The following is a 14,445-nucleotide window of genomic DNA, read 5'->3' as shown; positions in this document are numbered from 1 at the left end:
ATTTTTGTATTTTTACAACAATGTAAAAGAATTTTATATTGTTTTTTAATTTTCGTCAAATATTATACTATTGTCTTTAAAAAAATAAAAAAACCACCCATTAGAGTGGTTTTATTTCAGATTAACTATGCTTTTGCTTTCACTTCTTGTGTATGCTTGTATTTCTGTGCTGATTTATTCCTTTTGTCGTCATCATCTTCAAACTTCTTAGAAAATATAATTGCTTCTGATACACTTTTGATTAGACCAACGATCATTGCCGCGAATAAGGTTAAGATTGATAACCCAAAGACTATGAATGTTCCAATACCACCGTAACCAAAACCAATCAAAATCATTCCTATAATGGCGCATACTCCTGAGACATAAATGTATTTGTAACCAGCTTCAAAAAATTCTACAATACCTTTTTTAATAACTTCAATTGCCATTTCACTTGGATTTCTCATTTTAATTCTCTCCCTAAACTCAATTTTATTTTTCGATAATGGATTTTAGCATTATTTTTAATTTTGTCAAATTTACATAACATCGTAAAATAGTTTTACTTTGTTTAATATTTTATTCAAAAGTAAAACTTCTTTACATTTTAAAATAACCTTTAAATGTAAAGGAGATTTACACATATACTATATAAATAATTAAAAGTCTGAAACCCGTATTTTCTTAGTAAAAAATAAAAATAATTTCAAAAAACAATCTTCAAATGTAAAGCTGTTTTACATTTTAAAATAATCTTTAAGTGTAAAAGAGATTTACACATATACTATATAAATGATCAAAAAACAAAAGTCTTTTTTCTCAATAAAACAAATTCTTTTTTAGACCTGAAAGATTTAAAGTTATCGTGCTAAACTTCTTTGTCTTTAACTGGATATAATAAACTATATTTGACTTATTTTAACTTAAGTTATATACTTACATCGTAATAGAAGTATTATAAAACACACTCCTAATTTTTTCGAAAGGGGGCTATCTTAATGACTATTTACAATCTTCCAATAGAAACACTTTCTTATATAATGTTAGGATTTGGAACAGTCATTTTAGTAACAACCACAGCCTACACCAAAGTTAAAAGTTATAATCGTAGTCATTAAGATAGCCCCCTTTCGATTTTTAATCTAAGTAATCACTACCCCTAAAATGATTAGTTTACTAACTAATATAATTGTATACAAATAGACATGCTAATAGGCACGTCTATTTTGTTACATTCAAATTTATTAATAACAAAAAAATCCCCTTATTATATAAGGGGATTTGAATACCATTTAACACAGTCTTTTATTATTCTTAAAAAGGTTTAACTACTGAATTAGTGAATGAATTGATTTTCCACTGTTCATTTACTTTAATTAACTTAACATCGGCGGTCATTCGTAATTTAATAGTACCTAATTGTCCGTTGTATATACCTGTTCTTTCTTGAATTCTAGTAAATTTCACAATAGCATTTATTCCGTCATTACTAGTCAATTCTACATTTTCAACAGAAAATATACTGGGGTCACTAGCAAATACTTGCACTAATTTTTCTTTACTTTCAGCAAGTGTGTTATATGTACTCATAAAAGTTTCTACATCATCGTTTGTCATTGCTACTGTGTTTTTTGTTAAAACGGCTATAATTTCATCTCTATCCTTTTCATTATTTACTTCTGTTACAGGTGTGGTTGGTGTATTATCTTCGAAAGGTTCAGAATTCATTGATTTAATTTCAATAGTTGATGTCTTTTGATCCCAAGTTACACTTGCATTTAAATTTTCGCTAATAAATCGAATAGGAACAAATGTCGTACCATTAATAAGAGTTGCTGAGGAGTCCATTTTAACGATCTTTCCATTTACAATGCTTTCATTTTTATTAATCGTTAATATCATTTTTTTTGAATCTTTATTAATAGTAATTTCTTGTTTCTGAGGATTCCATTCCAATTGGGCGTTAAGATTTTCAGAAACAAATCTTATTGGAACTAATGCACTTTGATTTTTTATAAAAGGAGCAACTTGTAAAGAGTTCTTTTCTACATTATTGACATAGACTTTTTTACTACCAATTTGAAGCTTAATTACTGAATTAATTGATTCCGTGGAATTAGCGAAGACGTTTCCTGCCGAAGACAAAATTAAAGATAAAGAAAATGCAGTAATAATTAAATTTTTAAATTTCATTTCATAACCCCTTTGTTATAATTTCATAATATCATTTTATCTTCCATTACTGAATAAAACAATATAATAATAAAATGTTGATTATTTTATGAATACCTCCGATTATCACTCCAATAATTTTTTCTTTGAAATTTATCGTTTTTTTACAAATCAAATATATTATTTTATATTATTGATTTATTATTGCTATTATTTTAATGACTTTCTCATTAATTCCTCTTTGTTTTTAACTTCACTTAACTTCCTGCCGTCAGTCAAGTATCTCACGATAAAATTTAAAATAATACTTTATTTATTATATTAGATATAATGTAATTCATTAAATTCAATAAATACCATACATTATATTTTATAAAATTTATTTATTTTTACATCTTAATTCTATTTACTTTTACAATACTTATATCTTATAATTTACTTAGATAAAAAACTACTTTCGGGAGTTGTTGAAAATGGCTGATTATTTGGAGAGTTTTTTAGAAGGTAAAAATGTGGGGGCTTATTGCCGAGCGGCAGACAAATATCAACTTGAAGAAAAGATGAATATCGTAAATAGCTTCGCCGCAAAACATAATATAGAGATTGACACTACTTATTTCTTTAGAGAAACAACCGACCAGAAAGACGATAACGAGCAGCTACGTTCAGCCGCTGAGTCAAGTGATATGTTCCAAGTGCTGTTAATACCCAGTTACCACTCAATAAGTATGCATACAAGAGAGTATGAAGTTATCAAAAGGTTATTTGAGAAAATAGGTGTCTATATTATTGTAATTGAAGGATATGATGCTGTTGAGTGAAATTCTATATAAGGGAAATATTCAATTCACTTACCGTATTTATTCATTAGTCCTAGCTTCGTTGCTTTGTTTTATTCCAGTTTCAATTTATTGTTTCTTCTTTAATGGATCAGTGTGGCTTATAGCTTCCCTGCTTCCAATAACCGCTATCTTATATGCAGATATAAGTATTTGCCAACGAAAATCCCAAGCCCTCATTACAAATGAAAATGAGATGCATATTACAATATTTTACTTTTTATCTATAATCAAAGTTATAACGAAGGTTAAAGTTGATGGTGTAGTTCAAGAAATTAAAGCAATGTCTGATTGTGAAACTTTTAGTTTCAATCAACTTGATTCTATTTTAAATTGTAAGATAAAATTCAAAAAAACAGAGTCGGTATAATACCCGCTCTGCTTTTTTTTATTTTCTTAACTCTTCATAATAGGTATCAACATTGAATTCTAATTTATTGCTTCTAAGATATTCTCTAAGCTCACTCTTATCCATTTGAAGAAGCATTGCTTTATGTTTTTTAATACCTTCCCTAAATTGGTCATTCATACTAGTGAGATTACCAAATTCTTCACCTGTATTTAAATCAACCAACACCGTGTTTTCTCTTTCCTCTATTTCAATTATCTTTCTCATTAAAGGTTGTAATCCGTTTGATCCAAGCCCCAATCGTTCTGCCACTTCATAACGGATTTTACTGAACTTTTTAAATAATTGTTGATTAGTTTTCCCTAGTTTATTCAATTTCTCTGTGAAAGATTGATAACTATGAATCATTTCTTTATTTAGTTTAATACTTGTAATAGCAAATGAATTTTCACCTTTACGTCCTTCATATTTCTCATATTCAACTCTGTATATTAATTTACTCAAAAGTTCAATTTGCCCTTGTCTATCTAAATTATCGAAATATAATCTTACATCTTTAAATGAAGAAAATTTATCAACAAACTGTTCAATCTCATTTTTATTAACTATCTTGTCCTGGCTACTGTGATTTATATTTCCTATTTCTTTATTTAAGATACTTATTTGTTGTGTGATTGTTTTCATTTCCATCTTATAAAACTCTTCGTCAATCAATTCATTATTATATTCTTTTCTTAATTTCCTCTGTTCTTCATACAATCGTTCCTTACGAAGCTCCATAGAGGCTATCTTGTCACTATCGTTATCTATAATGTTCTCACTAGCCATTAGACTATCCATAAGGAGATCAGGGAGAACTCTCCTAATGTAAAATTCATAATAAGTAAAAAAGACATCTAGTATTCTTGGTAGTATATAAGCCTCTTTTATTAGGTTAAAATTACAATTTCCACCACCAGAAGCGTACTGACACTTATAATACGTTTCATATGTCCTATCTTTTTTATACATCTTTGTTGCTGTCATTTTACCATTACAATCTGGACAGAAAAGGAGCTTACTTAATAAATGCTTAGTTGTACGTGAAGTATCCAATGGATGTTGTCTTTTATTTTTTTCAATTTTATTTTTAGCTATCATCCATACTGTATGAGAGATTATTGCTTCGTGAGCATTTTCATATCGTACTATTTCGCTTTCTTCTTTTTCAAATGTTTCTCTAACTGGACGGAAGTTCTTACTCTTTTTACTCATTTCATATTTCGTTTCTGTAAAATCTTCGGTATCTATTGTTTTATACTTTGTTCCCTTACGATTAAATACATAAGTTCCAATATAGTGTTCATTTCTTAGAATGTCAGCTATACGCTTAGAAGTCCATTCAGAACCGTCCCTAATCCACTTCTCACCTATTCTGTTCATATACTTCGCTATCTTATATTGTCCTACGTTATAATCGTTCTCAATTCCATTGCAGAAAAAATCATAAATCATTTTTACCTGTCGTGCTTCCTCAGCTACTACGGTTAATTTTTTATCCCCTTTATTATATGTGTAACCATATGAAACGTATCTACTCCCCTGATAAGAACCTTGTGTTTTAACCTTATGTAATTGCATAGGAAACGTTCTTTCTGCAAGCTGATATGCTTCATACTCTGCCATACCACTTAGAATTGTTAATAGTAGCTTTGAAGTTCCATCGCCATCCTTAGCTCCATCTGAAACGCTGAATATTTGGCAACCTATACTTTTCAGCGATTCTACGGTATTAAGTATCAAACGAGCAGAACGACCAAGACGAGTAAGCGCAAAAAATGTACAAGCAGTTATTTTTTCATTCGGATCATTTTTACGTTGATTTATGAATTGCAACATTTCTTGGAACTGGTCACGAAATTGTGTTTTACCTGAAAGACCTTCTTCTCGGAAGACCTTAACAATTTCATATCCTTTATCCTCCATAAATCGCTTGCACTCAATTAATTGTAAATCTAATGATTGACCATCTTTATTTATAACTTGCTTTTGATAATCAGATACACGAAGGTAAATAACACAACGCTTTATTTTCTTATTCACGCATACGCCCCCTAAAAACAAAAAAATCCCTATAAAAAACAATAAGGGATGTTGATTCTTATATCAATATAAATAATGCTTTTTTATCCAAACGTATTGCATATGTGTATAAAATAAAAAGACATTGGGAAATGAATTATAATGCTTTTTGTACCAATTGGCAGCCGTAGGTGGTGATATGATAGGTTTTGCCTTGGCCGAAATCCTCCATCTCCGGCGGAATCTCGAAATGGTAGAGCACCTCGATCTCTTCCTTGCCGCGGCGCTTGCCTTCCCTGTAGTCGGGCTGGCTGTTTATCTGAACGTTTCTTCCTTTTATGCGATAGGTGGTCTTGCCCTCTTGCTCACTTATCACTTTAGCATCGGTAAAATCAAAATACTTGGAGTAATCCTTGCCCTTGGTGGAGTTGAAGTCCGCTGAGTTCCGGTTCTCCTTCGTCATCAGATTTACACTTCCTTTATAAGTAATTCATGAATTCAGATACACCCGCAATCAATTCAAAATTATATCACAGATAAGGATAATCTAACCATCTAATCCATTGATCCGATTCAGCCTTTAGTACAACAATTCCGGATTTGGGCCGGTAGGATGAGGAAAATGTTGTATTTTGGGCAGGAATATATAAACAGTTACCGGAGCTCTGCGAAAAAATTTCCTGAATGACAAAAAAAGCCCCGACAAGGCAGAGCTTTTCGTGAATTTTACGTTTAATGATACGGTATCAGCTCTTGGATGCTGTACTTCTCCACTCCATTTCCTGTTTGCACCAGAACCTGAATATTCGGAGCATAACGTACCAGCATCTCCCGGCAATTGCCGCATGGAGGAAGCAGAATTCCTCCTTCGCTTTACGCTCTGGTAGCAACGATAGTCTCGAATTCCCGTTCTCCTGCTGTAATCGCCGCGCCGATAGCAATAAACTCCGCACATGAGCCATGAATCGAGTACAAATTAACTCCTGCATAAACTTTGCCATTCGCGCAGCGTACTGCTGCACCTACCGTGTGACGCTCGTTCACTTCATCGAAGTTGCGGTCTATTACCTTAATGGCTTCCTGGATCAGTTCCAGATCTCTCTGCTCAACTTGCATTGTATTAGTCTCCTTATGTATCAATTCCACTTGCTTCCTTATAATACTAAATATTCTTTATATTTCTTTGAAGAATATCACTGCATCATTCCATTCTATCCACAGCAATAAACCCGGCCCAAGCTTATGGTTCGGGACTTATTCATTAAACTCTGCTTGCCATAACCGGGCTCAGCACGGTCCGACACTTAATTTTTCTTACACATACAGGGACCGTACTCCAATAAGGCTGTAGTCCAAGATAAGAACATCGAATTCCTCGGTTGTATTTCGGCCGTCTATTTTTGACTGTTACCGATTGAGTCGGGCGGGTGCCTGTGCTGTTTACCACATTGTTCTCGATAGGTCCCGTCGATAGAATCGCCATCTCTCACTCTCCTTCTTCTGAATTTACAAAGGTCCTCCTTATAGCAATAATTAGAGAAAGGTAAGGATGCTCGGACAATGGCATTATTTCAGGAAATTGGACAGTATTATGCTGTAATGGGGCTGATCTGCGCAAAAAACACCCGATGTGGATGGACATTAGCGGATAAACACGAGGCTTGCCGCAATTCCCAATTCACCGGGTGCTCTGGCTCAAACTATATGAATTAGTATTCTTAGTATAATGTCTTGGTTGCGTCAGAGGTGAAATGAATGATCTCACCAATTCTGCCAGCCTGCACTTTAGCAGCCCACGCCGGATCGCTGATCAGGGCTCTGCCTACCGCAACAAGATCGAACTCTGCCTTGTCCAGCCGCTCCAGCAGAAGGTCAATATTATCCTCCTGATTCTTCTCGGTTACCGGGCTGGGAAAGGCACTGTCGAGTCCCACAGAGCCTACTGTGATTGTCGGTTTGCCGGTAATCTTCTTCGTCCAGCCTGCCAGATTAAGATCTGACCCTTCGAACTCCGGCTGCCAGAAACGCCGGGTGGAGCAGTGGAAGATATCCACACCCGCATTGCTGAGTGGTGTCAGGAAGCGCGCCAGGTCTTCAGGCGTCTCCACAAGTCTGGCGTCATAATGGCCACCCTTCCACTGCGAGAAGCGGAGCACAATCGGGAAGTCCGGTCCTACCGCACGGCGGCAGGCATCGATCACTTCAACCGCGAAGGTTGTCCGTGCCTCAAGATCACCGCCATATTCATCGGTACGGTGGTTGGTCTTCTCCCAGAAGAACTGGTCGATCAGATAACCGTGGGCCCCGTGTAATTCAATGCCGTCGAAGCCAATGGCCTTGGCATCTTTGGCCGCCTTGGCAAAGGCGCTGACAATCCCCTGAATTTCATTCTTGGTCATCGGCTCGGTAACTTGCTCTCCGGCCAGATTAAGCCCTGAAGGACCGATAGGAAGCGCTGAAGCATTCGGCAATTCACCGATGCTACGGGCCATGCCGACATGCCACAGCTGCGGAATAATTTTGCCTCCGGCAGCATGCACTTCCTTGACTACCTGCGCCCATCCCTCCAGAGAGGCTTCGCCGTGGATATTCGGAATATCCGGATGGCTGACCGCCGCCGGATGATCGATAGCTGTTCCTTCAGTAATGATCAGACCGACGCCGCCTTCCGCCCGGCGGCGGTAATAAGCCGCTACCTCCGGACTAGCCACGCCTCCTGGAGACTGAACCCGTGTCATCGGTGCCATTACCACACGGTTGGTCAGGGACAGGCCCCCTCCCTCAAAGGGTTCAAACAATTTATTGGTATTCATGATCGGCCTCCATTTCATAATATAATTACTTTAAGTAAGCATATTATGACTGTTCTCAGCGGCAAATGCAAATGAGTGCCGGGATGATCCTAATTAACCTACAGGTCCAGAACGCCGGCCTTCGGAGTTACCCGGAATGCTGCGGCCAGATCGGCCAGCTGTTGATCCGTGATTTTCTGTTTGATTTCACGTCCGCCGATCAGATTGTAGACAATTGCCGCTTTTTCAATGGTTTCTACCAGACCGAAGGTAGCATCCATGGTAGCACCCGTAACAAAGATACCATGCTGTGGCCAAATCACTACACGATAGTCTTTCATTTTATCCGCTGTAGCCCGTCCGATATCACTGCTGCCCGGAACCATCCAAGGAATGACGCTGACGCCATCCGGGAAGACAACCAGACATTCTGTGCACATTTCCCACAGGGTCTTGGTGAACTTCAGTTCATCCAGATCATGGGTAAAGGTCATGGCAATCACATTCGTTGCATGGGTATGCAGCACGATGCGGTGCGAAGGATCTACCTTCAGCCGTTCAATATGGCTCATGAAGTGGGAAGCAAGCTCACTGGTCGGTACCGCTCCGTTACGCAAGCCCCAGAGCACTTCTACACTTTCACCGCTGCCGCTGACACGCAGCACGCCAAGGTTCGCTTCCGGGTCTTTGATGACGTTGCGGAAGTATTTACCGGAGCCGGTTACGATGAAGGTTTTGCCGGCCAGCTCGGTCACAGGGAAGGTAAGGGCGATTGTACGCAGCGGCTCGCGGATGTTAATATACTTGGCTACTTCTTCTTCATCCAGCAGATAGCTGACGTTGCCTCCATTCAGCTCATCCCAGCCCAGCGACCACATGTGGTGGGTGATCTCCGACATTTCCTGGATAAACGGCGCTTCAACATCGGCGATATAACCTTTAGATTCTACTACTGAAGTACTCATATGTTATCTCTCCTCTATATGCTCGTATAAGTGCGTAGATACATTCAATTACGCTATATCAAATGCCGCTGTGTCTATGATTCAACAGGACAAAATCCCATTTATCTTGCAGCCAGTACTTCCTGCTCGTAGCTCTTCACTTCAGCCAGCCATTGCTCACGGACCGGAGTGCCCTGTGATGCGCAGTAGTAATCCCAAACTGCGCCGAACGGATAGGACTTGAATTCTTCTACCAGCGCGAGGCGTGAAGTATAGTCTCCTGCCAGTTCAATGGCGCGAAGCTCCTCAACCGGCTCCAGCATAGCGCGAAGCAGCGCCTTAATGGTGTTGCGAGTTCCAATAACCCAAGCCGCGAGATGATTGATGCTGCCGTCGAAGAAATCAAGGCCGATGTTCGTGCGCGGCAGCAAATCTCCGCGAACCAGTTCACGGGCAATTTCCAGCAGCTCATCGTCCATGGTGACAACATGATCGCTGTCCCAGCGGACCGGTCTGCTGACATGCAGCAGCAGCTGTTCTGAGAACATCAGGATCGAGCTGAGTTTATTGGAGATGACTTCGGTCGGATGGAAATGTCCGGCATCGAGGCAGATCGCCTTGCCGCGGGTTAGGCCATAACCCATGTAGAATTCATGTGATCCGACAACATAGCTCTCAGAACCGATACCGAACAGCTTGCTCTCAAGTGCATCAATATTGTACTGCGGATCAATTTCCTCACTGAAAATTTCATCCAGGGATTCCTTAAGACGCACACGCGGTGCCAGGCGGTCAATCGGAGTATCCTTGTAGCCGTCCGGTACCCAGAAATTCGTTACACAAGGCTGTCCCAGCTCGCGGCCGAAATGCTCGGCGATGCGGCGGGAAGCCTTGCAGTGTTTAATCCAGAAATTGCGGATTTCGTCATTGGCATGACTCAGGGTGAAGCCGTCAGCAGCCTTCGGATGCGAGAAACAGGTTGGATTGAAATCCAGTCCCAGCCCCTGCTCTTTCGCCCACTCTACCCAGCTTGCGAAGTGGCGCGGTTCCAGCTCATCCAGATCGACCTGTTCGTCAGTATCAGCATAGATTGCATGCAGATTGACTTTATGTTTACCCGGAATCAGCGACAGGGCTTTCTCCAAATCCTTGCGCAGCTCAGCCGGTGTGCCGGCACGTCCGGGATAGCTGCCAGTCACAGCAATCCCGCCGCTGAGCTCTTTGTCTTTGAACAGGAACCCTTGAACATCATCGCCTTGCCAGCAATGAACGGAAATTTTGATCTTCGCAAGCTTCTCCAGCACCTCATCTACGTTAATTCCATGGGCTGCGTATAATTTCTTCGCTTCGTTATAGCCACTGGTGATGCTCTGATCCATGCTGTTGCCTCCTAATAGTTCTATATATTCTCAATCGTACTTGCCGCAGAATGGAGCTTATTCCAGCGGGCCAGTAGCTGATTCAGCCGGGGAACCGGCCGCGGCAGATACGACTTGATTGCAAAGGAAGTGCCGATGACGTCCCGGGCTTCATGGATGTCGGCCATTCGGCCCGCCTTGATCATCTGCACGGCCAGATTGCCCAGTGCCGTTGATTCCGTCGGACCTGCCAGTACCTCTCTGCCGATCATATCGGCGGTCAGCTGACACAGCAGTTCATTATTGGCGCCGCCGCCGACGATCTGCAGAACTTCAATCCCTTGGCCCGTGAGGTCTTCAAGCTCGGCCAGATAGCTCCGATAGGATAGAGCCAGACTGTCAAATATACAACGGGCTAGTTCACCCGGCGTCTCTGGAACAGGCTGGCCGCTCTCCGCGCAGGCCTGGCGAATCTCTTCTATCATATGGTCCGGATTCAGGAAACGCGGATGATTGCATGGAATCACGCTGCGGAAGCCTTCGCTGCCTCCGGCCATTGAGGCCAGCTCGGCGAAGCTGTATCTTGCCCCATCCAGTCTCCGTACTTCCTGGATCAGCCAAAGGCCCATAATGTTCTTAAGGAAACGGTAAGTGCCGTAAGCTCCCCACTCGTTCGTATAATTGGCTGCCAGAGCTTTGCTGTCATTAATCGGGTGATCCAGCTCCAACCCGAGCAGAGACCAGGTGCCGCTGCTGATGTAAGCTGAGGATCTCCCTTGCTGCGCAGGCACACCGAGCACGGCAGAAGCCGTGTCATGTGTGGCGGCACAGATTAGGCGGCACTGCGGCAGATCATGCTGGTGCATCAGCTCCGCCGTGATGAAGCCGAGATCTTCTCCCGGCTCCGTAAGCAGTGCGAACTGCTCTCTGCGGAGATGCAGTAAGGACAGCAATTCCGGATCGAAATCACGGGTAGCAAGGTTCAGCAGCTGCATCGTGGAGGCATTGGTCACCTCGTTGATCTTGCGGCCGCTGAGTCTATAGTAGAGATAATCCGGAACCATCAGAATCTGATCTGCTGCTTCCAGCTCTTCCCGGTCATGCGCATACAGCTGATACAGCGTATTGAAGCTAAGCTGCTGAATCCCTGTCTTGGCGTAAACCTTCTCAGGCGAGAGCAGCTTGCTGACTTTCTCCATAACCCCATCAGTGCGGCGGTCACGGTAAGCATAGACTTCCTGCATCCGCTTGCCTTCCGCATCCAGCAGCACATAATCTACTGCCCATGTATCAATACCCAGTGTACATTCGTTAATTCCTGCGCTTTTTGCTTGATGAAGACCGCTGATAATTTCATTAAACAAATAATCAATGTCCCAGAAGCAGGAGCCCTCCTGCTCAGTGAATCCATTGCTGAAACGGTGAAGCTCCTCCAGCTTGAGACTCCCGTCCACGAGGGTTCCGAGTACAAGCCGCCCGCTGGAGGCGCCGATATCGACGGCGATATGATTGTTCATAGGGAATCTCCTTATCTATAGAAGGTAAATTACAGAATTTTGCGGAACAAGGCAATAACTTCTTCTTTGGTAGGAATGAAAGGGTTGCCCGGTGCGCAGGCATCCTTCATCGCATTCTCAGCCAGCAGATCCAAATCCACTTCATCTACACCCAGCTCGGACAGTTTGGCCGGAATACCAACTTCCTTGGACAGGGCTTTGATCGATTCGATGACGAAATCCGCGCATTCCTTGTCGTTCTTGCCTTCGACCTGCAATCCGATCGCTTTGGCAATCGCTCTGAATTTCTCAGGCACATATTTGGCATTCTCTTCTTCCACATGTGGCAGCAGCATCGCATTACAGACGCCATGCGGAAGGTCATACACGCCACCGAGCTGATGTGCCATGGCATGCACATAACCAAGTCCGGCATTGTTGAAGGCCAGGCCTCCCAGGAAGATCGCATACACCATCTGCTCACGTGCTTCGATATCATGTCCGTTTGTTACGGTACGGGCCAGGTTTCCAAATATCAGTTCAACAGCCGCCAGTGCAGTAGCGTCAGTTACAGGGTAAGCGCCTGGTGTAACCAGTGCTTCAATTGCATGCGTCAGTGCATCCATACCTGTAGCCGCGGTAAGTGCAGCAGGCTTGTCGATCATCAGTTCAGGATCATTCACCGAAATGGTGGCGATACTGTTCTTGTCGACCATTACCATCTTGATCTTGCGTTCTTCATCTGTAATTACATAGTTAATTGTAACTTCACTTGAGGTTCCTGCAGTAGTGTTCACGGCTACGATAGGCAGGGATTTGTTCTTGGACTTGTGAACGCCTTCATAATCAGCAATATATCCGCCGTTGGTTGCTACAATCCCGATCGCTTTAGCAGTATCCTGCGGCGATCCTCCGCCGATAGAGATCAGATAGTCGCATTGATGATCATTCAGGAAATCAACGCCGTCATGGACATTTTTGCAGGTTGGGTTCGGCTTCACTTCATCATATACGACATAGTTAATCCCTGCTTCATCCAGGACAGCCAGCAGTTTGCCGGCGATCCCGCTCTTCGTCAGGAACTTATCCGTAACCACGAGCGCTTTCTTCAAATTCAGTTCTTGAATATAGGGAGCGATTTCCTTCAGACAGCCCTTACCCATAATGTTGATGGACGGAACATAATAGACATGAGTACTCATTGCTTGACCAGCCTCCCAGGCAAATTAGTATAGAACGATTACAGTAAGCTAAGTATCTCCACTGATAGTAGGAAGTACATTCTGGCTGCGGCGCCTCAGGCTGGTCACTGAGGTTAAGCAGCAGACCGGCTGCGGCGCTTCCGTTGGGAACCGGCATACGCTTTCAAAGAGATTATTAGCATCCTCATCGTATCGCCAATAATCTGTGTTGTCAACAAATTAAATATTAATTATGTTGTTTTCATTTGTTTAATGTCTGTTTTGCAAAGAACATAATATAATACATGTTGTTTTTCTTATATTCATTGTACAACACAGAAATAACGGTCTATATTTAAATATAAGAATCTATCTGTTTCACACGATAACTTATCCTTATAGTATTTCTTGCTGAAACGTTACCGTCCCTAAAAAGGACGGCCAAGCCGTTTCCACTTGAAGCTATAAGCTACCGGAAAGGTGATACGTATGCTTGCTGCCGAAAGACGCAAAAAAATAATAGATCTTGTTCATCAGGATAAACGTGTGCTTGTGTCCGATTTGAGCCGGATGTTCGAGGTCACAGAGGAAACGATACGCAGAGATCTGGAGAAGCTGGAGAAGGACGGAATTGTCAGCCGCACCTACGGCGGAGCGATGCTAAACAGACATACCAATGAAGATCTGCCGTTCCTGACCCGGGGGGCGCTCAATACGGATATCAAACGCAATATCGCGATTAAAGCTCTCAATCTGATTAACGACGGGGATACGCTTATGGTAGATCCCAGTTCTACCTCGTTTGAATTCCTTAAGCTGCTGGGCAATAAAAGCAATCTGACAATCATCACGAATTCGATCAACATTCTGCATGAATTCGCGAGTTCCAGCCTGAACATTATTTCCACCGGGGGTTCGCTGCGCCACCGCTCCCTGTCGCTGGTCGGCCCTGTAGCCCACGATACCACCCAGCGCTATAATGTGGACATCGCTGTGATCAGCTGTAAAGGCATTGATATGGAGCACGGAGTTACCGATTCCAATGAACCGGAATGCGAAACGAAGAAATACATGCTGCGCCAGGCGGAAAAGGTAGTGCTGCTGGCCGACCATACCAAGTTTGACAAAACCGCCTTCGCCAAGCTGGTCGAGCTGAGCCGGATCGATGTGCTGATTACGGACCGCAAACCTTCGGATGCATGGCTTAAGCTGCTGTCCGGGAAGAATGTGGAAGTGTTATATTAAGTAGACCTGACGCAGGAATCAACAGG

13 protein-coding genes are annotated in these 14,445 nt (G+C 42.0%); 3 read left to right on the top strand and 10 right to left on the bottom strand.

Translation table 11 applies throughout. The features are described 5' to 3' along the window. Positions 1-125: 125 nt before the first annotated feature. Both MKX70_RS20080 and MKX70_RS20075 read right to left on the bottom strand, forming a co-directional pair. On the bottom strand, positions 126-449 hold the full coding sequence (locus MKX70_RS20080; RefSeq protein ID WP_340840563.1) for a hypothetical protein: 324 nt from the start codon (positions 447-449) through the stop codon (positions 126-128). A gap of 847 nt (positions 450-1,296) precedes the next feature. Further along, complete coding sequence (locus MKX70_RS20075) at positions 1,297-2,175, bottom strand: copper amine oxidase N-terminal domain-containing protein (RefSeq protein ID WP_340840562.1); 879 nt, start codon at positions 2,173-2,175, stop codon at positions 1,297-1,299. Between the two features lie 452 nt (positions 2,176-2,627). Here MKX70_RS20075 and MKX70_RS20070 point away from each other — a divergent pair, with 452 nt between their 5' ends. Next, complete coding sequence (locus MKX70_RS20070; RefSeq protein ID WP_340840561.1) at positions 2,628-2,975, top strand: hypothetical protein; 348 nt, start codon at positions 2,628-2,630, stop codon at positions 2,973-2,975. After that, positions 2,968-3,363: a hypothetical protein gene (locus MKX70_RS20065; protein WP_340840560.1), complete on the top strand. Its 396-nt coding sequence runs from the start codon at positions 2,968-2,970 to the stop codon at positions 3,361-3,363. The genes MKX70_RS20070 and MKX70_RS20065 overlap by 8 nt, the downstream gene beginning before the upstream one ends. An 18-nt stretch (positions 3,364-3,381) precedes the next feature. Here the strand turns inward: MKX70_RS20065 and MKX70_RS20060 are convergent, their stop codons facing one another. From MKX70_RS20060 to MKX70_RS20025, 8 genes are all read right to left on the bottom strand, one after another. Next, entirely contained in the window at positions 3,382-5,424 is a 2,043-nt protein-coding gene (locus tag MKX70_RS20060; protein ID WP_340840559.1) for a recombinase family protein, read from the bottom strand. 136 nt (positions 5,425-5,560) lie between these two features. Then, positions 5,561-5,866, bottom strand: coding sequence for a hypothetical protein (locus MKX70_RS20055; RefSeq protein ID WP_340840558.1), 306 nt, complete (start codon positions 5,864-5,866; stop codon positions 5,561-5,563). 410 nt (positions 5,867-6,276) lie between these two features. Then, positions 6,277-6,519: a hypothetical protein gene (locus tag MKX70_RS20050; RefSeq protein WP_340840557.1), complete on the bottom strand. Its 243-nt coding sequence runs from the start codon at positions 6,517-6,519 to the stop codon at positions 6,277-6,279. Positions 6,520-7,121: 602 nt separating this feature from the next. Next, a complete protein-coding gene (locus MKX70_RS20045) occupies positions 7,122-8,216 on the bottom strand; it encodes an NADH:flavin oxidoreductase (protein ID WP_042237006.1) in 1,095 nt (364 codons plus the stop codon). A 98-nt stretch (positions 8,217-8,314) separates the two neighbouring features. Then, positions 8,315-9,160 carry a rhamnulose-1-phosphate aldolase gene (gene rhaD / locus MKX70_RS20040; RefSeq protein WP_042237007.1) on the bottom strand — a complete coding sequence of 282 codons (846 nt, stop codon included), beginning with the start codon at positions 9,158-9,160 and terminating at the stop codon, positions 8,315-8,317. A 101-nt stretch (positions 9,161-9,261) separates the two neighbouring features. Next, entirely contained in the window at positions 9,262-10,518 is a 1,257-nt protein-coding gene (gene rhaA, locus MKX70_RS20035) for an L-rhamnose isomerase (protein ID WP_340840556.1), read from the bottom strand. Positions 10,519-10,538: 20 nt separating this feature from the next. Beyond that, entirely contained in the window at positions 10,539-12,014 is a 1,476-nt protein-coding gene (gene rhaB, locus MKX70_RS20030; protein ID WP_340840554.1) for a rhamnulokinase, read from the bottom strand. Between the two features lie 29 nt (positions 12,015-12,043). Beyond that, positions 12,044-13,195 carry an iron-containing alcohol dehydrogenase gene (locus tag MKX70_RS20025; protein WP_042237012.1) on the bottom strand — a complete coding sequence of 384 codons (1,152 nt, stop codon included), beginning with the start codon at positions 13,193-13,195 and terminating at the stop codon, positions 12,044-12,046. A 468-nt stretch (positions 13,196-13,663) separates the two neighbouring features. On the opposite strand from MKX70_RS20025, the gene MKX70_RS20020 reads away from it, so the two are divergent. After that, the gene (locus tag MKX70_RS20020) at positions 13,664-14,419 is read left to right on the top strand and encodes a DeoR/GlpR family DNA-binding transcription regulator (protein WP_042237014.1); all 756 of its coding nucleotides are present in this window, start codon (positions 13,664-13,666) and stop codon (positions 14,417-14,419) included. Positions 14,420-14,445: the final 26 nt, after the last annotated feature.

Source organism: Paenibacillus sp. FSL R7-0312, from assembly GCF_038004445.1.
Taxonomy (GTDB): Bacteria; Bacillota; Bacilli; order Paenibacillales; family Paenibacillaceae; genus Paenibacillus_AQ.
This window is presented reverse-complemented; position numbering and strand designations above follow the sequence as displayed.